Annotated in this window: 17 protein-coding genes and 1 other annotated feature; of the genes, 4 read left to right on the plus strand and 13 right to left on the minus strand. The window is 28.6% G+C overall.

Annotated elements, in window-relative coordinates; translation table 11 throughout:
- Nucleotides 1-2 precede the first annotated feature (2 nt).
- The 9 genes from alaS to Q326_RS0103730 all read right to left on the minus strand — a co-directional run bounded on the left by alaS (nt 3) and on the right by Q326_RS0103730 (nt 9233).
- On the minus strand, nt 3-2645 hold the full coding sequence (gene alaS, locus Q326_RS0103690) for an alanine--tRNA ligase (protein ID WP_026894153.1): 2643 nt from the start codon (nt 2643-2645) through the stop codon (nt 3-5).
- Nucleotides 2646-2725: 80 nt separating this feature from the next.
- Nucleotides 2726-2929: a binding site (T-box leader), on the minus strand.
- 87 nt (nt 2930-3016) lie between these two features.
- Nucleotides 3017-4192, minus strand: coding sequence for an AI-2E family transporter (locus tag Q326_RS0103695; protein ID WP_026894154.1), 1176 nt, complete (start codon nt 4190-4192; stop codon nt 3017-3019).
- 45 nt (nt 4193-4237) lie between these two features.
- Nucleotides 4238-4399 (minus strand): hypothetical protein, encoded by a 162-nt coding sequence (locus Q326_RS18440; RefSeq protein WP_169733570.1) that lies wholly within the window; start codon nt 4397-4399, stop codon nt 4238-4240.
- Nucleotides 4400-4467: 68 nt separating this feature from the next.
- Complete coding sequence (locus Q326_RS0103705) at nt 4468-5001, minus strand: PRC-barrel domain-containing protein (protein WP_026894155.1); 534 nt, start codon at nt 4999-5001, stop codon at nt 4468-4470.
- Between the two features lie 67 nt (nt 5002-5068).
- On the minus strand, nt 5069-6163 hold the full coding sequence (gene mnmA, locus Q326_RS0103710; RefSeq protein ID WP_034600993.1) for a tRNA 2-thiouridine(34) synthase MnmA: 1095 nt from the start codon (nt 6161-6163) through the stop codon (nt 5069-5071).
- A gap of 237 nt (nt 6164-6400) precedes the next feature.
- The gene (gene nifU / locus Q326_RS0103715; RefSeq protein ID WP_026894157.1) at nt 6401-6823 is read right to left on the minus strand and encodes a Fe-S cluster assembly scaffold protein NifU; all 423 of its coding nucleotides are present in this window, start codon (nt 6821-6823) and stop codon (nt 6401-6403) included.
- Nucleotides 6823-8001 (minus strand): cysteine desulfurase NifS, encoded by a 1179-nt coding sequence (gene nifS, locus Q326_RS0103720; protein WP_026894158.1) that lies wholly within the window; start codon nt 7999-8001, stop codon nt 6823-6825. The genes nifU and nifS overlap by 1 nt, the downstream gene beginning before the upstream one ends.
- Before the next feature lie 18 nt (nt 8002-8019).
- Nucleotides 8020-8454 (minus strand): RrF2 family transcriptional regulator, encoded by a 435-nt coding sequence (locus Q326_RS0103725; protein ID WP_026894159.1) that lies wholly within the window; start codon nt 8452-8454, stop codon nt 8020-8022.
- A 140-nt stretch (nt 8455-8594) separates the two neighbouring features.
- Nucleotides 8595-9233 (minus strand): hypothetical protein, encoded by a 639-nt coding sequence (locus Q326_RS0103730; protein WP_026894160.1) that lies wholly within the window; start codon nt 9231-9233, stop codon nt 8595-8597.
- 108 nt (nt 9234-9341) lie between these two features.
- Between Q326_RS0103730 and Q326_RS0103735 the strand changes: the two genes are divergently transcribed.
- Complete coding sequence (locus Q326_RS0103735) at nt 9342-10655, plus strand: hypothetical protein (protein WP_026894161.1); 1314 nt, start codon at nt 9342-9344, stop codon at nt 10653-10655.
- Here the strand turns inward: Q326_RS0103735 and Q326_RS0103740 are convergent.
- On the minus strand, nt 10644-10949 hold the full coding sequence (locus Q326_RS0103740) for a putative Se/S carrier protein (protein WP_026894162.1): 306 nt from the start codon (nt 10947-10949) through the stop codon (nt 10644-10646). The genes Q326_RS0103735 and Q326_RS0103740 overlap by 12 nt on opposite strands.
- 139 nt (nt 10950-11088) lie before the next feature.
- On the opposite strand from Q326_RS0103740, the gene Q326_RS16540 reads away from it, so the two are divergent.
- Genes Q326_RS16540 through Q326_RS0103755 form a run of 3 tightly spaced genes read left to right on the plus strand, consistent with a single transcriptional unit; the run spans nt 11089 to nt 15746 of the window.
- The gene (locus Q326_RS16540) at nt 11089-11772 is read left to right on the plus strand and encodes a glycosyltransferase family 2 protein (protein WP_051531087.1); all 684 of its coding nucleotides are present in this window, start codon (nt 11089-11091) and stop codon (nt 11770-11772) included.
- Between the two features lie 60 nt (nt 11773-11832).
- On the plus strand, nt 11833-14463 hold the full coding sequence (locus Q326_RS18140; protein ID WP_084489520.1) for a glycosyltransferase: 2631 nt from the start codon (nt 11833-11835) through the stop codon (nt 14461-14463).
- Between the two features lie 11 nt (nt 14464-14474).
- Complete coding sequence (locus Q326_RS0103755; RefSeq protein ID WP_026894164.1) at nt 14475-15746, plus strand: M14 family metallopeptidase; 1272 nt, start codon at nt 14475-14477, stop codon at nt 15744-15746.
- Between the two features lie 20 nt (nt 15747-15766).
- On the opposite strand, the gene Q326_RS0103760 is transcribed toward Q326_RS0103755, so the two are convergent.
- The 3 genes from Q326_RS0103760 to Q326_RS0103770 all read right to left on the minus strand — a co-directional run bounded on the left by Q326_RS0103760 (nt 15767) and on the right by Q326_RS0103770 (nt 20034).
- Nucleotides 15767-17368: a sensor histidine kinase gene (locus Q326_RS0103760; RefSeq protein WP_026894165.1), complete on the minus strand. Its 1602-nt coding sequence runs from the start codon at nt 17366-17368 to the stop codon at nt 15767-15769.
- Between the two features lie 16 nt (nt 17369-17384).
- Nucleotides 17385-18503 (minus strand): HD-GYP domain-containing protein, encoded by a 1119-nt coding sequence (locus tag Q326_RS0103765; protein WP_026894166.1) that lies wholly within the window; start codon nt 18501-18503, stop codon nt 17385-17387.
- A 211-nt stretch (nt 18504-18714) separates the two neighbouring features.
- Nucleotides 18715-20034: an AAA family ATPase gene (locus Q326_RS0103770; protein WP_026894167.1), complete on the minus strand. Its 1320-nt coding sequence runs from the start codon at nt 20032-20034 to the stop codon at nt 18715-18717.
- Nucleotides 20035-20039 lie beyond the last annotated feature (5 nt).

The raw sequence follows: 20039 nt of genomic DNA on the forward strand, positions 1-20039 counted from the left end.
TTCTATATTTTCAATTGATTATTTACTAATCCCTTCACTTTGCTTAACGCTTCATCTATCTTCGAAGAATCTTTTCCTCCTGCTTGAGCCATATTGGGACGGCCTCCACCTCCACCATGGGTTACTTTAGCCACTTCCCTTACTATATTTCCACAATGAATACCTTGCTTTACTAAATCTTGTGTTGCTGTTGCTATAAAGTTTACTTTATTATCTTTACCAGTACCCAATACAATTAAAACCGATCCCATTTTATCCTTTATCTGATCTCCTAATTGTCTTAGTCCATTAATATCCATACCATCTACCCTATTAGCAATGACCTTTATCCCTTTAACTTCATAAGCACTATCTATTATATCTTGTGTCTTACTACTAGCTAACTTCATTTTTAATCTTTCAATCTCCTTTTCCAGCGTTTTGTTTTCTTGATTTAATGTCTTAGCCCTGGAAACAATATTTTCTCTATTTGTTTTAAGTAATTCTGCTAACTGTAAAGCTTTATTTTCCATATCATTTATATATTCATAAACTTTATATCCTGTTATAGCCTCAATTCTTCTTATGCCTGATGCTATGCCCGATTCACTTAATATTTTAAACATACCTATTTCACTTGTATTATTTACATGGGTTCCTCCACATAACTCCATACTAAAATCTCCAATTTTTATAGTTCTTACTTTATCCCCATATTTTTCATCAAATAAAGCAGTAGCTCCCATTTCTTTAGCCTCTTCTAAAGTCTTTTCTAATACTAATACTTCCAAAGATTCAAATATTTTATCATTAACTATTTTTTCTATTTGTTCTATTTCCTTAATTTCTAGTCCCTGGAAATGAGTAAAATCAAATCTTAATCTTTCGTCAGTAACTAAAGAACCTGCTTGGTTAACATGCTCCCCTATAACTTCCTTTAAAGCTTTATGCAATAAATGAGTAGCAGAGTGATTTCTAGCTATGCTATACCTCTTTTTATTGTCTACAGATGCAACTACTTTTTCGTTATTACCTATTTTTCCATTTTTCATAACAACAAAATGTAATATTTTGTCATCAGATATCTTCTTTGTATCTTTTACTATACCCTTTCCACAGTTATTATAAACTATACCATGATCACCTATTTGTCCTCCACTTTCTCCATAAAAAGGTGTCTCTTTAAGTATTATAATTCCTTCTTCTCCTTCTTTTAATTCTTCTGATACTTCATTTTCTTTAATTATCATAAGGGTCTCTGTCTCCAGTGATAATTTGTCATAACCTTTAAAATATGTCTCTGTACCTATAATTGATGATAGATTCTCTTCTATCTTCCATCCATTATCATCACTATCTCCTCTAGCTTTTCTAGCTCTATCCCTTTGTTTTTCCATTTCTTCATTAAATGCACTCTCATCTATGGATAACCCTTCTTCTTCTAAAATTTCCTTTGTCAAATCCAATGGGAAACCATATGTGTCATAAAGTTTAAATGCCTTAATTCCATCAAGTTTATCTAATTTCTTATCTGTTAATTCTTTAATATATTCTTTTAATATGTTTAGTCCCTGGTCTATAGTCTCTTCAAATTTTTCTTCCTCTATTTTTATAATTTTAGAAATTTGAACTTCTCGTTCCTCTAATTCTTGGTATTCTTCCTTCCAATTATCTATTACTAATTTAACCATATTATATAAAAAATTATCTTTTATGCCTAATAATTTGCCATGCCTAGATGCTCTTCTAATAAGTCTTCTAAGCACGTATCCTCGTCCTTCATTACTTGGTATAACACCATCAGATACTAAAAAAGTTATAGCTCTTAAATGGTCTGTTATTACCCTTATAGACATATCATCTTTTTTGCTCTCTCCATACTTTACTCCTGACAATTTTTCTACTTCATTAAGTATTGTACTAATAGGTTCAATTTCAAATATATTATCAGCTCCGTTCATTACAGCTGCCAGTCTCTCTAGTCCCATACCTGTATCTATATTGGGATTGGGTAATGGAGTGTAATTACCTCTATCGTCTTTTTCAAACTGTGTAAATACTAAATTCCATACTTCAACATATCTGTCACATTCACATCCAGGCTTACATGTTGGACTACCACAAGTATATTCTTCACCTCTGTCTATATATATCTCTGAACATGGACCACATGGTCCAGTTTCTAACTCCCAAAAATTATCTTCTTTTCCTAATTTAACTATTCTTTTGCTGGGTACACCTATCTGTTCATTCCATATTTTATAAGCTTCTTCATCATCCTTGTATACAGAAACCCATAAATCTTCTTTAGACACTTCCATTCTTTCCGTCATAAACTCCCAAGCCCATCTTATGGCTTCTATTTTAAAATAATCACCAAAAGAAAAATTTCCAAGCATTTCAAAAAAAGTAGCATGTCTATCTGTCTTACCTACATTATCAATATCACCTGTTCTTACACATTTCTGACATGTTGTCATTCTTTTTCTTGGTGGCTCTTTAGCTCCTGAAAAATAAGGCTTAAGAGGAGCCATACCTGCATTTATAAGTAACAAGCTTTTGTCATCCTTAGGTACCAATGGAAAACTTTTAGCTGCTAAATGCCCTTTTTCTTGAAAAAATTCTAAAAACATTTTTCTCAATTGATGTAATCCTAATTTTTTCATTTACATACTCTCCTTTTATTTTAGATTTTCTATATGTAAACCAAATAAATATTTACAAAAAACAAAAAACTGTTCCGAAATATAGGGACGAGATAACCCGCGGTACCACCCTATTTACTATGGAACAGTCTCTTTATTATATAAGGAATTAATCGTAAATTCCTCATATACTTACATTTAAACTCCAGGGTAGCTTCGATAGATTAATATAGATACTTCTCAGCCTAGAGTATCTTCTCTGAAATATTAAAAACTTATCTACTAATCCCCTTCATAGTATTTTATATTAATTTTTTATAAATAATGTCCAAACTATATTCAGTATTATATTAACATAAATTAGATTTGTCAACATTCTATGTTTTAAATCGTTATTCAGTTAGCTTTTCAATTGAAAAATTGAATAATATCCTTAAAACAGCAACTACAGGTACAGCTAATAACATACCTAATATCCCCATTAAACTTCCTCCTATAAGTAAAGAAACTATAACTACTACAGGGTGAAGTCCTACACTCTCTCCCACTATCTTAGGAGAAAGTATATTTCCTTCTATCTGTTGTATAACAATAAATACTACTATTACCCATATTATTTTAGACGGATCTTCTAAAAACGCAAACATCACTGCAGGTATTATACCCATTATAGGCCCAAAATACGGTATTACATTTGCTATTCCTGCAATTATACCTATAATTAAAGAAAAATCTATTCCCAGTATCAACAATCCTATGGCTGTAGCCAGTCCTACAAAAAAAGCAACTATCAATTGACCCCTTATAAATTTACCTAAAACCAAATCAACATCCTTTGCTATTCTTATAATATCTTGGCGATAATTTTTAGGAATCATAAGATATAATTTTTGTTTAAACAGTTCTTTATCTTTTATAAAATAAAAAGATAAAATTGGTATTAATAAAAGACTAAAGGTTTTTGAAAATATACCTACAATTGTAGTAGTTATATTTTCAACTGCAGATATTAATACACTTTGAATATTTCCTAAACTATCATCAAAACTTGTTTTTATCCCTTCAAATCCCGCAGGAAGATTATTTATATTATCAGAATAAAGTCTGTATATATTATTAAATGCAATATTTATCTCTTTAAAATAAGAAGGCATTAACTCTGCCAATTTTTTAAACTCTTGTACTATAGCAGGGAATATTGAAATAAATATTAACACTAGTACTAAAACAATACTTACATATGTAATCAATACTCCCCAAACCCTCTTTATTCCTTGTTTTTCCATCTTATTTACCAATGGATTTAATACATAAGAAAAAATAATTGAAAACAATATAATAAATACCAATTCACCTAAAATATCAGTATTAACAATCATCTTATTAATTAGATATATAGATAATAATATTAATGCTATTAAAATACCTTGCTTCTTAGATATACTCAATTTTTTCTTGTTTCCTACATAACTATTGCCAATATTTACAATAAAATATATGCCTATCAATAGTAATATAACGATTAAAATATCATTAAGATATTTAACAATATTCATAATATATTCCATATAATTCCCCCCGCATCTAAATAAAAAGGCAGCTTAAGCTGCCCTCTACATAAAGTTCATAAAATCTATTGCATTAAAAAGCAGATTCTTACTTCGTTTCATCATTTTCCTTCTCTGTCTAGGCGTCATTTTATTGGCGGCAAACATACTAGCTGTGACCCCTAATATGCTTCCTGTTAACATACCTGACATAAATCTATTTCTCATTTCATATACACCTCTTTCTAGCATTAGTATAGAATACACTATATTAATATTTTGTCTTTAATAAAGTATTATACACCTAGCAAATTCTTCATTTCATCCTTACAATTACATATAGTGTATAGCATTTCTGTATTTATTATAATGCTATTGGGAGTGCGTACTATTTTTTTCATATTAGGTAAATATATTCTACCATTTATTAAATCTTCTATCAATCCATCAGTTAATATAAATCCCTTTATATATCCATTTCTTTCATCAATTATTATATCACAAATATATCCTATTTCTTCACCATTCTCACATATCACTATGTTTCCAATTAATGAATTATCTTTTTCAATAAGTTTTGATATTTCATCATAATTTTTTAATTTTTTTAGTCTTTGTTTGTTATCAATTATGATAACATCTTTTCCGATAATAGTGACATCGTCATATTTCAATATTTCAGCATCTTTAAACACACCTTTTTCACTGGTTACAAATGCTGAAATTTTATAATTATCCGTATCATATATTATATCTTTGATATTCCCTACTACTTCTCTACTGTATAAATCAAATATATCAAGGGTTTTTATTTCACTACATTTTCTCAATTAGGGATCGCTCCTTATTTCTTTTACTATATATTATTTCTTTTATCCCCATTATTTATAGTGTCAATTATTTAATCTTTTTTAAAATAGTTCCACCGCCTAAAACTATATCTCCATCATAAAACACCACTGCTTGACCTGGTGTTATGGCCCTAACTGGCTTATCGAATACTACCTCAACTTTGTCTTTTTCAACTGGTTTTATAACAGCATCTTCTTCTTTTGCTGCATATCTTATTTTTGCTTTTATCCTCATTGGCTCTTCTAATTTTTCAATTGAAATAAAATTCAAATCATTTGCCAATAATTGGGTGCCAAAAACCTTTTCTCCATCTCCCAGTATAACAATATTATTTTTTACATCTATATCTACTACATACATAGGCTTTCCTAAAGCTATGCCAAGCCCTTTCCTTTGGCCTATTGTATAATTCGTTATTCCATTGTGTTTTCCTAATACATTTCCATTTATATCTATAAAATTGCCTTTATTAATTTTATAATTAGCATTTTCTCTTATAAATTTCCCATAATCATTATCTTCAATAAAACAAATTTCTTGACTTTCTTTCTTGTCAGCAACAATCATACCCAAATCCCGTGCTATTTCTCTAACTTTCTCTTTATTGTCAAAATCACCTAATGGCATCAATGTATGCTTTAATTGTTCTTGTGTTAAATTATATAATACATAGCTTTGATCCTTGCCTTCAGTTTTAGCCTTAGTTAAAACATATCTATTTTTATTTTCATCATAATATATTTTTCCATAATGTCCTGTAGCCACATAGTAAGCACCTAATTCATTAGCTCTTTTTAAAAGTTCTTCAAATTTCACATATCTATTACATGCTATACAAGGATTTGGAGTGCGTCCTTTACCATATTCTTCTACAAAATAGTCTATAACCTTATCTTTAAATACATTTTTAAAGTTCATAACATAATAAGGGATATCTAACTTGTTAGCTACCATCCTAGCATCTTCAACTGCTGATAATGAACAACAGCTACTGTCATTTCCACTGTTCTCAAAGCTATCTTTTTGCCATATCTTCATAGTTACTCCTATAACATCATATCCTTGCTTTTTCAATAAATATGCAGCTACAGAACTATCTACTCCTCCACTCATACCTATTACTACCTTTTTCTTGTCCATTAAAATACCTCCATTAATATCTTAGACAGTTTTTTTCATTTATATTCAGTATATAAAAAAGCTACTGAAAAATACAGTAGCTAGAGCATTTACAAAACTTTATTTTAATAAAACCATAAGCAACTTAAATCTCAACAATTACCACTGTAGCATAGTAGTGGTTACTAAAATACATATGAAGTTCATAAAATTACTACTATAAACTATAGTCACTCACCAAACCATATTTATTTAACATTAATGTTCATGGGGATCTTCATCAGGGTCAAAATCTTTTAACTCTTCTATCTCTATATTATTCTTTTTAGCATAATCTAAAAGTGCGGCCTTTATAGCTTGTTCCGCCAATACTGAACAGTGCATCTTTACTGGTGGTAAACCATCTAACGCCTCGGCAACTGCTTTGTTAGTAACTTTTAAAGCCTCATCTATACTTTTACCCATTATCATTTCTGTAGCCATACTTGATGATGCTATAGCAGAGCCACATCCAAAAGTTTTAAATTTTACATCTTTAATTATATTATCTTCTACTTTTAAATATATTTTCATTATATCTCCACATTTAGGATTCCCAACTTGACCTACACCGTCTGCATTTTCTATTTCTCCAACATTTCTTGGATTTGCAAAATGGTCCATAACCTTTTCTGAATACATTATTTTTCCTCCTTTACACTTTCATATAATGGTGACATCTTCCTAAGTCTAGTTACAATCTCTTCTAAATTATCTACCACATATTCAACATCCGATTCATCATTAAAATCTCCTAAACTAAATCTTAATGACCCATGGGCTATTTCATGGGGTAGTCCCATAGCTAGTAATACATGGGATGGATCCAATGAACCTGATGTACATGCAGAACCACTAGATGCTGCTATTCCTACCATATCTAAACTTAACAATAAAGCCTCACCTTCTATATATTCAATAGATACATTCACATTACCAGGAAGTCTTTTTTCTGGATGACCATTTAATCTTACATGACTTATTCTATTCATTATATCATTTATCATTTTATCCCTTAATCTTGTCAATCTTTCATTATGATCATCTAAATTCTCATATGCCATCTCCATAGCCTTTGACAATCCTACTATATAAGGTATATTTTCTGTTCCTGCCCTTCTATTCCTCTCCTGTGCTCCTCCATGAATATAGTTATCAAGCTTTACACCACTTCTAATATACAGAGCACCCACTCCTTTAGGTCCATAAAACTTATGTGCCGAAAGTGATAATAGATCTATATTTAATTCTTTTACATCTATTTTTACATTTCCAATAGCTTGAACTGCATCTGTATGAAAATATATATTATTTTCCTTAGCAATTTTTCCAATTTCTTTTATAGGCTGTATAGTACCAACTTCATTGTTAGCAAACATTATAGTTATAAGTATAGTTTTATCATTTATTTCCCTTTTTAATTGGTCTAAATCTATCATACCATACTCATCCACATCCAGATATGTCACTGTAAATCCATGCTTTTCTAAATACTCACATGCATGTAAAACTGCATGGTGCTCGATCTTACTAGTAATAATATGATTTCCTTTATTTTTATTGGCAAGAGCTACTGCCTTTATTGCCCAATTATCAGATTCTGAACCTCCACTTGTAAAATAAATCTCATTTGCATTTGCTCCTAAAATATTACTAACTGTCAGCCTAGCATTATCTATTGCACTTTTAGATTCTCTCCCCAATTTATATATGCTAGATGCATTTCCATAATTAGTTGAAAAATAAGGCATCATAACGTCTAATACTTCTTTCTTAACAGGGGTGGTAGCAGAATTATCCATATAAATTTGTCTATCCATACAAAAACCTCCTAATATCTATTGGTGTTTTTTTAAAAGTTTGATTTGATCATCTACCATATCTTGAAGAGTTACAGTATCGATCACATCATTAATGCTATCTCTTATTTTTTCCCATATGGTTTTAGTTACGCAATACTCTTCTCTATCACAACTTGAGACATCACCTTCTATAACACAATCTGCTGGGGCAATATCACCTTCTAATGATCTCAATACATGTCCTACAGTTATATTGTCAGGGTCATATGCTAATAAATATCCTCCTTGAGATCCCCTTACACTTTTCACTAATCCATCTTTTCTCAAAGTAGCAATCAATTGTTCCAAATAATGTTCTGAAAGCCTTTGATTATCCGCTATATCTTTTAAGGGCATTGGACCTTTTCCATGATGAAGTGCAAGTTCCAACATGGCCTTTAATCCATATCTACCCTTTGTAGACAATTTCATAAAATCACCTCATCTTATAATCCCTAGTGTTTTACTTGGAATTCTATTTAAGTATAATATACCCAAGTATTTTTGTCAACATTCAAAGTTTTATTTGTTTTTACAAAAAATAAAGAAGGTGACTTTTACAGTCACGCTTCTTATACATCTGGATATATATCTTCAAATTGTGGTGGAAAAAAGTCTGGAAATGGTCTATATTCAAACTCTTCACATATATCTTTATCTGGACTAAATTCTTCACACTCTGGAGGTTCTGGACAAAATCCATATGCTGGAATCAATAATTGAACCCTTCCTACAACTTTTACTATTACGAATACCCCTACAGCAAGGCTCACTATTCCATTAGATTGAGTTGGAGTATTTAATAAAGATGAACTAGTTTCAACAACTATTCTAAAATCAAATTCGTCTCTAGCACTTGGTATAAATAGTACTATATCTTTTCTAATGTCAGGTAAGAACCCTGTTATTGTACTGCCGTCCTTTTTCGTTATTTCATATGGTACCTTTAATGTAAATTGTACTCTTTTAAAATTTGGTCTATTCTCTAGATCTGTAACAATTAAAGTGTTTTCCTCAATAAATCCTGGTCTAAATTTTATACTGCTAAATTCACCCTCATTTAAATCTACATCAATATTTGCAAAACATTCCCTCTGTTGACAATGGGCATACACTTTATCAGTAATTATACACACGGTCTCTGTTATATATTCTAGCCCTTGATCAATGATAGCTTCCCCTGGACTAGGGTCATTAAAACCATTTGACATAAAACTGACCTCCTTTTTATGGAAATTGTTTAATAAAATTTTCTTTACTTTCATAGTATGTAATATAAGTTCTTTGGTGAATGTTTTAAAATTAGGATGGTGAAAAAAATGAATTATATTTATGGTAAAAAAATCATCATAAATGAGTCAAAAAACATATTTTCAAAACTCTCATTAACTGAAGAAGGAAAAATTATTATTGAAAAATACGAAAAAAATATAAAGGTGAGCAAAGATTTATTAAATATCCCAAGTAAAGTCCTTACATTTTCAGGATTCGCTTATGAAAAAGAGATTTTAATAGCTTATATCTGTAATAACAATAAACTTATTGTGTCTAGGCTAGACGATAAATTATTAGAAGATTTAATATCAATCAATATTAATATAAACTCCAATAGATTTAATACCTTATGTCTAAAAGTCCAAGACGGCATAATTCATATATTCTATAATTATTGTAATTTAATAAACAGCGATGTATGGACTATAAAACATATAGTATGTCATAAAGGAATTAAAAAACATAATATCATAAGCTACATTCCACTAAAGGATAATCCCACTTTTACAGTTGATTTAGATAGTTTAGGTAATATACATTTAGTTTATGAAAATAAAGAAGAGCAACTACATCAATTATATTATTTACAATTTAGTTCTCTTTTAGGCAAATGGAGAAAATATCCTAAAGACATATCAGATAAACATAATTCTCCATTAAATTATTATATTTTTATAGATAGTAAAGATATATTACATGTAATATGGAATTTAAAGTACAATAATACAGTTATATATTATAAAATACTTTCTAATAACACAAATAATAGATATAATTGGGTAGATATTTCCCTCCCTCAAAACAATGATAATAAAATTCATCCTATATTTTTTCAACATCAGAATCATTTGAAGATAATATATATTGATAATAATAAAAAGATAAAAGGCTTTTTTTCTAAAGACTTCGGATTGTCTTGGAACATTTATGATTTCCAATCATCAGAAAAATATAATGATTTAGTCCCTATAGCTTTTGCTTCTAAGGATTCAACATCCAATACACATATAAATCATATATATTACAGCGATAATAACATCGTCTTACCTACTATATATGCTTTAAACAACAATAACTCTAAAATAGAAACTAATTCATTAAATATGGATGATCACCATCAAGAAAGTACGTCTACCAAAAACAACAAGGACATCTTAGATGCAATAAAACAATTTGAAGAATCAAAAAAAGACATAATTAAAAGTATTGATGATATTAAAAATAATTTAGATGAAAACCATGAAATACTAATAAAAAAGATGGAATCTATTAACGATAATATAATAAATTTAAAAAACAATTTAGATAACAAATCTCAAAAAGGGTTTATAAATAAAATTATCAATTTATTCAAATAAATTATCCATGTCCCCTATTCTCTTAATATAATTTTTCCCATTTTCTCGTGTAAATAAATATACTTCTCGAATAGGTCTATTATAAATCTCTGATTGTTCTTTTAAAACTCTAAAATCTTCAATATCATTGAATTTAATAGAATAGTTACAACCTCCAGTAATCTGACAAGGGGTAGAAATCAATTGATAATTTCTATACCCTTGTTTTTCTAAAGTATAATACATTTGAATAGCGTAGTTTTTAGTATCAAATAGAGCTATATAATACCTATCCCTTCTAAAGTTTTTATTCATCAATTTAATCCCTCCTCTTTCTTTATTAATATAATATTAATTAATTTTTTTTTGGTTAAAGGATTTTTGCCACCTTTTAGTCCTGTTGAATAATATAAAGTAAATCTCAATGATTATTTATATAGGAGGATCTAAACTCATGGTATCTGTAATTACCTGTACAAATAGACCAGCTTTGATTACCAATATTTTAGAAAATTTTAATAGACAGTCTATAAATGATAAAGAACTAATTATAGTCATAAACAAAGACAATGTAGACTTTGAAAATATAAGTGCAAAATTTATTTCTTCAAGTAATATAAAAATATTTCATAAATCTTCAGATACTTCTTTAGGTAAATGTTTAAATTTTGCAATAGAAAATAGCATTTATGACATTATAGCTAAATTTGATGATGATGATTTTTATGCTCCAAATTATTTAATAGACACTATTAATACAATGAAAGAAAAGAAAGTAAAAGTCATAGGCAAAGCCAATATTTATATATATTTTAAAGACAAGGAGATTTTAGCTATAAAAAATATAAGCAAAGAAAATAGATTTGTATATAGAGTAGATGGCTCTACTCTAGTCATTGATAAAAGTATCTTCGATAAGATAAAGTTTAGAGATATAAATTTAGGAGAAGACAAAGAATTTTGTAAGGACTGTCATAGAAATAATATAAAGATATACTCTCATAATAGGTTTAACTACGTTTACATTAGATATAATTCTTATCATAACCATACTTGGCATATAAACAATGATCTGCTATTGACATTGTGTAAAAAGGTATGTGTCACTAAAAATTTTATCAATCATATCATAAAGTAGAAAATCAACTAAATACTAAAAATACTATTTTGTTAGACCCCAATAATATGAGGTGATTTAATGAATAATAAAAATATATCTAAGCCAGTTAATAACTCTCCTTATGAAGCATTCAAAAAAAAATTGGTTAGAAAAAAATATAATACAAGCAATAAAAAGATTATAATAAATATAAATTTGAACACTTTTTCTTTTAGCAATAAGCGTTTTGATCCTATATGGATAAAAAATAGAATCAATACTTTTATGGAATATACATGTAACAGCCTTAAAAATCAATCAAATCAAAATTTTAGCTGTTTTATACAGTATGAAGACTGCACAAAAGATATAATAGAGCAATCCTTAAAACAGTATCAAAGTTTGCCTAATAATATATCTTTTATCAGTAAAAATGCTTTCACTAAAACCATAAATGATATCATTACTAAATATGACTATCTCTATCTTACAAGGATTGACTCTGATGATATGTATCATAGAGATTTCGTAGAAAAACTTCATAAGTATAAATTGAAAAGTTCATCTACTATTGCATTAATAAATCAAAAAGGATATATCTATAATTCTAATACAGGAAAAATGGCAACAATAAACCTCCCATCTCCACCTTTTTATACATTGATATATAAATCTAAGGATTTCATAAATGGAAAGAGATATAAAATACCTGGTGGACACCCAGATGTAATCAATTTACCCCATGAAATTATAGATGGCTATAATTATACAATAGTAATCCATTCAAATAATGATTCTACTACATTTAATCTTGCAAAAAAACAGAATATTATCAGTAATAAAGAAAAAATTCTAAGTATTATCAGTAATTTTAAAGGTAAAAAAAAAGAACCTAAAAAACAAAAACACTATATAAAAAAGCCTGTTAATAAAAAACATATTAAAAAACCTATTAATAAAAATATTCCTAATAAGAAACATATTAAAAAATCTGTTAATAAAAATATTCCTAATAAGAAATCAGAAAAATATTATACTCCCATATCTAACAAGAGTTTAAATATAGCATCTATATTAGATAATTTTAGTTATCAGTGCCTAAAGTATGAGGCTAAACTTATTCCATTAACTCCTTCAAATTGGAAAGAAACTTTGACCAATACCAATATAGATTTGCTCTTTGTTGAGTCTGCATGGGAAGGTTTAAATGGTGAATGGAAAAACTTAATAATTAGATTGAAAAATACAAATCATAGTCCATTGTTTGATATAGTGAATCTATGTAAGTCAAAAAATATTCCTACTATTTTTTGGAATAAAGAAGACCCCATTCACTTTAATAATTTTTTAGAGACTGCAAAACTTTTTGATTTTATATTTACTACTGACTCAAATTGTGTCCCAAAATATAAAAAAATCCTCCATCATGATAATGTATTTACTTTGCCCTTTGCAGCTCAACCAAAGATACACAATCCTATAAATCGCAATCAAAAAAAACTGGGAAAGGTTGCATTCTCTGGGTCTTGGTATAATAGTGGTCATAATAATAGGAATAAATATATGGAAATGATATTAAAGCCAGCTTTTAATTATGGATTAGATATTTATGATCGGCATTATTATAGTAATTCTAGCTTTTTTAAATTTCCAAACTTATACAGTAAATTCATAAAGAAACCTTTAGACTATAAAGATATGGTTAAAACTTATAAGAAATATCCCATTTTTTTAAATGTAAACTCTGTCCACAATAGTCCAACTATGTTTTCTAGAAGAGTTTTTGAAATATTAGCCTCGGGAACTAATATTATAAGTAGTTATTCTAAAGGTATTGACAATTACTTTTCTAATATAGTAAAAATGGCTAATACTAAAGAAGATGCCAGCAAATATTTATCTCAACTGCTAAATAATCCAAATTTAAGAGATAAACTTTCCCTACTAGGTATAAGAAAAGTTATGAATCAGCACACCTATAGACATAGAGTTGAAGAAATATTAGATAAGATAGACCTTAAGACACACAGTAATAAAGAAAAAGAAGGGGTATCAGTAATAGTAAGTACCTTAAGAGAGCATAACATGAACAATATATTAAATAATTATAAAAATCAATTATATCCCAATAAAGAATTAATTATTATATTAAATAATAACTCTATCTCATTGGAAAAATGGCAAAATAATTTCAAAAAATATCCAGATGTAAAGATCTTTAGATTAGATCAATCTAAATCCTTAGGAGAATGTTTAAACTTTGGAGTTTCACAGTCTAAATATGGATATATATCTAAGTTTGATGATGATGATTACTATGCTCAAAATTATTTGATAGATCTCATGAATACTTTCAAATATACCGATGCCCACATTGTAGGCAAAAAAACTTATTTTGTATTTTTAAAAGAAGAAAACCTCTTATTATTAAGATATGCAGGTAATGAAAATAGATATGTAAACTTTGTTTCAGGTTCAGGGTTTATAGCAAAGAAATCAATATTTAAAAAGATCTCTTTTATTTCCGAGAATAAAGGTGAAGATACCATATTTTTTATAGATGCAAGAAAATTAGGATTTAAAATCTATTCTGCTGATAGATTTAATTTTTCCGTTATAAGATCTAAAGATTTAACTAATCACACTTGGAAAACTACTAAATCTAAGCTATTAAATTCCTGTGAAATTATAGGTAATAAGAAGGACTTTGCCAATTATATAAGTCTCTAGGAGGTGATCTTTTGAGAATTTTTAAATTAGGGTCTCAAGGTTCTGATGTTATGGAAATACAATCACTATTAAAAAGAATTGGCTACGACCCTGGACCAATAGATGGTATATTCGGTAGTAAAACACAATCAGCTGTAATTAATTTTCAAAAAGACAATGGTTTAACACCTGATGGTATAATAGGACCTAAAACTTATAGAGTCTTAAATCCTCTATTATTAGGATACAGCTATCATATGATAGTATCAGGAGATACGCTTTACAATTTATCCAAAAAATATTATACATCTGTAAACGCCATAATTACAGCTAATCCTGGAATAAATCCTAATAATCTAAAAATAGGAGAAGTTATAGTAATCCCCTACGGCATAGATGTAGTAGATACAAATATTGATTACACTTATAAAATACTCTCAAGGAATATAAAGGGTCTTAAAAAAAGATATCCTTTCATTGAAACAGGAGAAATAGGAAAAAGTGTATTAGGAAAAAAATTATATTATATAAGATTGGGTACAGGAAATAATAAAGTATTATATAATGGTGCCCACCATGCCTTAGAATGGATTACCTCTCCTCTTTTAATGAAATTTACTGAAAACTTTCTCAAGGCCTATTCTAATGGTGAATCCATAAGGGGATATAATCTTGAGGAAATATGGAATAACAGTTCCATATATATAATACCAATGGTAAATCCTGATGGGGTAGATTTAGTAATAGATGGTTTAGACAAAACTAATCCCTATTATGATCAGTTAATAGATTGGAACGATACAGGGCTTCCCTTTTCTCAAGTATGGGAAGCAAATATTAGAGGAGTAGATCTAAATCACAATTATGATGCTTTATGGGATGAATATAAAGAATTAGCTGAAGAATTAGGCTTTGATAGCCCTGGACCTACAAAATATCCTGGAGAATTTCCTGAATCAGAACCTGAATCTAAAGCATTGGCTAACTTTACTAGAAAATTTTCTTATAGATTAGTATTGGCATACCATAGTCAAGGAGAAGTTATATTCTGGGACTTTCAAGATTTAGCATCTGATGAAGCAAAATATATAGGAGATTTATTTTCAAATGCCAGTGGATATAGATTAGCAGAAACATATGGTACTGCTGCATATGCAGGATATAAAGATTGGTTTATATTAAAATACAGGAAACCAGGATATACCATAGAAGTAGGAAAAGGAAAAAATCCTTTACCCATATCTCAATTTGATAAAATTTATAATGACAATGAAGAGCTTTTGTTATTGGCATCTATAGTTTAAGGGGCTTAAGTTTAAGCCCCTTAATACCCTGGGAATCTTATAATGAAGTGATTTCCTATTTCATCTATCTTTAGTTCCATTCTCCCACCATTTTTCTTTACTAATTTCTTGACTATATAAAGTCCCAATCCATCACCATGTTTTCCCTTTGTTGTGAAACCTTTATTAAATATTTTCCTCCGTATCTCTTGAGAAATGGTTGGAACACTATTTACTATTTCGAAAATATATTCATCTAACTCCCAATATATTTTTATATATAGTATTTTCTCTTGATCATTGGCATTTGCCAATGCATATATAGCATTTTTTATTAAATTTGTAAGAATTTTTACTAAATCATATATATTTATATGTAACTCCTCTGGCAACTCTATAGCATCAATTCTTGTTTCTATATCATATTTTTCAGCTGATGCTATGGCACTATATATTGTAGATTCTATCTCTGGTATACCTATTTGATAATTATTTTTAATTCCCCTTCCTTCATCTACTAAATTTTCTATATATTCTTCTATCCTATCTTTGCAATCCATGTCCAATAAAGACCTTATAATTTGTAAATGATTCATAAAATCATGCTTGTAAATTCTCAATTTTTGATTAGTATCTTCACTTAACTTCAGCCTATATTCGCCCATTTTCTTCTGAGTCATAGTTTTAGATAGCAAGACTGATTGAGTTATAATACCTATGGATATGATAACCGTTATAATAAACATTATCCAAAAAGTACCTATTAAAGAATTTTTAACTGGTGAACTTAATCCTTCTAACGAAGCTACCCCTACTATAAAAGCATCTATCCTTGGTATGTTTTGTACATTTATACTGTAATTTAATCCATTGATTGTGATTATCTCCGATTGATTCCCACCATATTTAATCAAATTATTCTTTAATTTCTCCTTAGGTATAGAAATATTGGTATCATCAAATAAAACATTAAAATCTTTATCATATAAATTTATATCTCTAAAATCACTATATACTATATCTTCATATAATTTCGTGAATTTTTGAGAATCAATAAATATAAATATATAACCAATAGAATTATGTTCACTAATATTTAATGACTTACTAACTAATATGCAATCTTTAAAACCATTATTTTTTTTAGTTATTAAATCCCAATTTATATCTCCTTTATCTATTTTATTCAATCTGTCAATATAAACATCTTCTAAAAAAACGTCCTTTGAATTTTTACCAGCAGAAAATGTGTTCCCTGAGTCAGTTATAATACTTACATTATCAATATAATAATCATTAGATATGATATCTTGAAGTTTATTTTCTACATGTATCCTAACTTTGTCTTGATATATCTTATCTAAACTATTATATCTTTTTAAAGAACCAATTATGGACATATCCTTTGTAAGTTTATAGATATTTCTCTCTATATTATCTATAGTTAAGTTCATACTCTGTGTAGATTTTACAACTAAGTGATCTATATTTCGCATCTCTTCACTTTCTATAGTACTTATCACCCTTTTATATACAAAAAATATATTCAATACTAAGGGTATAAATATCAATACTATAAGAAATATTAAAAATTTTATCCCTAATCTTTTATTTTTTATACCTTGTTTAATATATCTTTTCAAAAAAACCCCCCTTAATCTATTCATCAATAGAAAAAGATTCATAATTAGTTCCAATAATTACAATATTTTTAGTTGACATCATATCCAAAACAGTTTCAGTTTTTTCATCATTTTCTAAATCTATAATTCTTAAAATAGGTCTTAAAGGAAAATTAGTATTTAGTTTTTCAACTAATCCCACATCACCGTTACTTAAATCTACCAAAGTACCTACAGGATAAGGCACTATATTTTTAACAAATAACTCCACCATTTCAGCATCAAAAATACTTCCCCCAGTTCCCATCAAGTACTCTATAGCTTCATTTGGAGGAAGTCCCCTTCTATAAGGTCGATCCGATGTTAGTGCATCATATACATCTGATATAGATACTATCTTAGCATAATAATTTATTTCGTTTCCAGTAAGAGATTTAGGATACCCTAATCCATCTATTCTTTCATGATGCTGTAATACTATAACTCTGGATATTGAACTAATATCATTTTGTGTTTTTAGGTATTTATACCCCATTATAGGGTGATTTTTCATCTCATCATATTCTGTTGAATCAAGTTTACCTTTCTTTAGTAATATGTCTTTAGATATAAATACTTTTCCTAAATCATGTAATAACGCACCATTAGCTAAATCCACAAGTCGAGGCTTATTTAGCCCTAACTCAACCCCTAATATAATAGACAGTACAGCCACATTTACACTATGTTCATAGGTATATCCATCCATAGTTTTGATATCTACTAAATTCACTAAAGTCTTTCTATTGGACAATATCTCTTCTACAATCTCTTCTGCCATAATTTTAAAACTACTCAAATATTTATGTTTCAAATCTATAACTTTTTTTGTTGAAAGTATGCTCTCTTGCTTTACATAATTTTCTATGGAACTAAAATTATCTCTTATGGTCTTTATAGCCTTTTGTCTTAACTCTGGCTTTATATTATCTTCTATTTCTCCTTCACTATACTTATCTTTTATGTAAAGAGAATAAATTTCATTGTCTTCAATTCTTTTTAAAAGCTCTTTAGTTAATTTTACTCCTTTATATAGCAATACCTGTCCTTCTGAATTATGTATAGTCTTTCCCAGTATACATCCTGGCCTAATAGAATTCACTGGAATTAATCTCATAAAATCACAGCCTTTCCATCAAAACAAATTATATTCCTCATTATATAAGATAAAAATTATACCATATGCTCTTTTGCAATAATTACTGTTTTTTTATAACATTTTGTCACCCTTAGTATATTATACAATATTATTGTCTTTTCTTTCTTTTCTTACATAGAAAATAGTTTATAATACCTATAATAAATATGCAAGAAAAAAGCCTCTATCTCTAGAGGTTTTTTAGACTATTCAATCTATCTTTAATTATCTTTTCATGACCATTATCAGTAGGTTCATAATAAACCTTATACTTCATATTGTCTGGTAAATATTGTTGATTTATATAATTTTCTTTATATTCATGGGGATATCTATAGCCTAAACCATGTCCCATATCTTTTGATCCTTTGTAGCTACTATCTTTAAGGTGATTGGGGACTTTCCCTGTTACATTGTCTTCTATATCTTTGATAGCCTTATTTATTCCATTATAACTGGCATTACTCTTAGGAGCACATGCTATATAAACTGCAGCTTGAGCCAAAGGAATCCTTCCCTCTGGCATACCTATTATATTTATGGCATTAAAGGCATTAACTGCTATATTTAATGCATTTGGATCGGCATTTCCCACATCCTCAGAAGCACAAATAATAATTCTTCTAGCTATAAATTTAGGGTCTTCTCCTGCATATACCATTTTAGCCAGCCAATATAATGTAGCATCGGGATCTGAACCCCTCATGCTTTTTATAAAAGCAGATACGGTATCATAGTGTTCATCTCCATTTTTTTCATATTTCAATACCCTCTTTTGTATACAGTCCTGTATTATATCAATAGTTATATGAACTATACCATCTACATCTGAATCAGTAGTAAGGGCGCCTAATTCCAATGCATTTAATGCAATCCTTGCATCTCCATTGGACATATTTACTAAATGCTCCAATGCTTCTTCATCCATTTTTATATTAAATATACCTAACCCCTTATCATCATTTTTCAATGCTCTTTTAATTACTACCTCTATATCTTCTTTTGATAAAGTTTCCAATTTAAATATCATAGACCTAGAAATCAATGCCTTATTAACTTCAAAATAAGGATTTTCTGTGGTAGCACCTATTAATATTACAGTTCCATTTTCCACATAGGGTAATAACGCGTCTTGCTGAGATTTATTAAATCTGTGTATCTCATCTATAAAAAGTATAGTCTTTTTACTATACATACCTAAATTATCTTTTGCTATCTTTACTACATTTCTTATATCTTTAACCCCTGATGTTACAGCATTTAGTTGCTCAAAGTACATCTTAGTAGTATTAGCTATAATCTTTGCCAATGTAGTTTTCCCAGTTCCTGGAGGACCATAAAATATAACAGACCTAAGTTTATCTGCCAGTATAGCTCTGTAAAGTAATTTGCCTTTTCCAATTATATGCTTCTGACCAACAAATTCGTCTAATGTCCTAGGTCTCATCCTATCTGCCAATGGAGCAGATTTTTTAAGTTCATTCTCTGCATTAAGCTGGAATAAATCCACCAGTC

This window comes from Clostridiisalibacter paucivorans DSM 22131 (assembly GCF_000620125.1).
In the GTDB taxonomy this organism is placed as follows: Bacteria; Bacillota; Clostridia; order Tissierellales; family Clostridiisalibacteraceae; genus Clostridiisalibacter; species Clostridiisalibacter paucivorans.

Excerpts from the sequence above, each read along its gene's own strand:
- alaS (WP_026894153.1), bottom strand. The coding sequence starts at position 2,645 with ATGAAAAAATTAGGATTACATCAATTGAGAAAAATGTTTTTAGAATTT.
- Q326_RS0103695 (WP_026894154.1), bottom strand. The coding sequence starts at position 4,192 with ATGGAATATATTATGAATATTGTTAAATATCTTAATGATATTTTAATC.
- Q326_RS18440 (WP_169733570.1), bottom strand. The coding sequence starts at position 4,399 with ATGAGAAATAGATTTATGTCAGGTATGTTAACAGGAAGCATATTAGGG.
- mnmA (WP_034600993.1), bottom strand. The coding sequence starts at position 6,163 with ATGGACAAGAAAAAGGTAGTAATAGGTATGAGTGGAGGAGTAGATAGT.
- nifU (WP_026894157.1), bottom strand. The coding sequence starts at position 6,823 with ATGTATTCAGAAAAGGTTATGGACCATTTTGCAAATCCAAGAAATGTT.
- nifS (WP_026894158.1), bottom strand. The coding sequence starts at position 8,001 with ATGGATAGACAAATTTATATGGATAATTCTGCTACCACCCCTGTTAAG.
- Q326_RS0103725 (WP_026894159.1), bottom strand. The coding sequence starts at position 8,454 with ATGAAATTGTCTACAAAGGGTAGATATGGATTAAAGGCCATGTTGGAA.
- Q326_RS0103730 (WP_026894160.1), bottom strand. The coding sequence starts at position 9,233 with ATGTCAAATGGTTTTAATGACCCTAGTCCAGGGGAAGCTATCATTGAT.
- Q326_RS0103735 (WP_026894161.1), top strand. The coding sequence starts at position 9,342 with ATGAATTATATTTATGGTAAAAAAATCATCATAAATGAGTCAAAAAAC.
- Q326_RS0103740 (WP_026894162.1), bottom strand. The coding sequence starts at position 10,949 with ATGAATAAAAACTTTAGAAGGGATAGGTATTATATAGCTCTATTTGAT.
- Q326_RS16540 (WP_051531087.1), top strand. The coding sequence starts at position 11,089 with ATGGTATCTGTAATTACCTGTACAAATAGACCAGCTTTGATTACCAAT.
- Q326_RS18140 (WP_084489520.1), top strand. The coding sequence starts at position 11,833 with ATGAATAATAAAAATATATCTAAGCCAGTTAATAACTCTCCTTATGAA.
- Q326_RS0103765 (WP_026894166.1), bottom strand. The coding sequence starts at position 18,503 with ATGAGATTAATTCCAGTGAATTCTATTAGGCCAGGATGTATACTGGGA.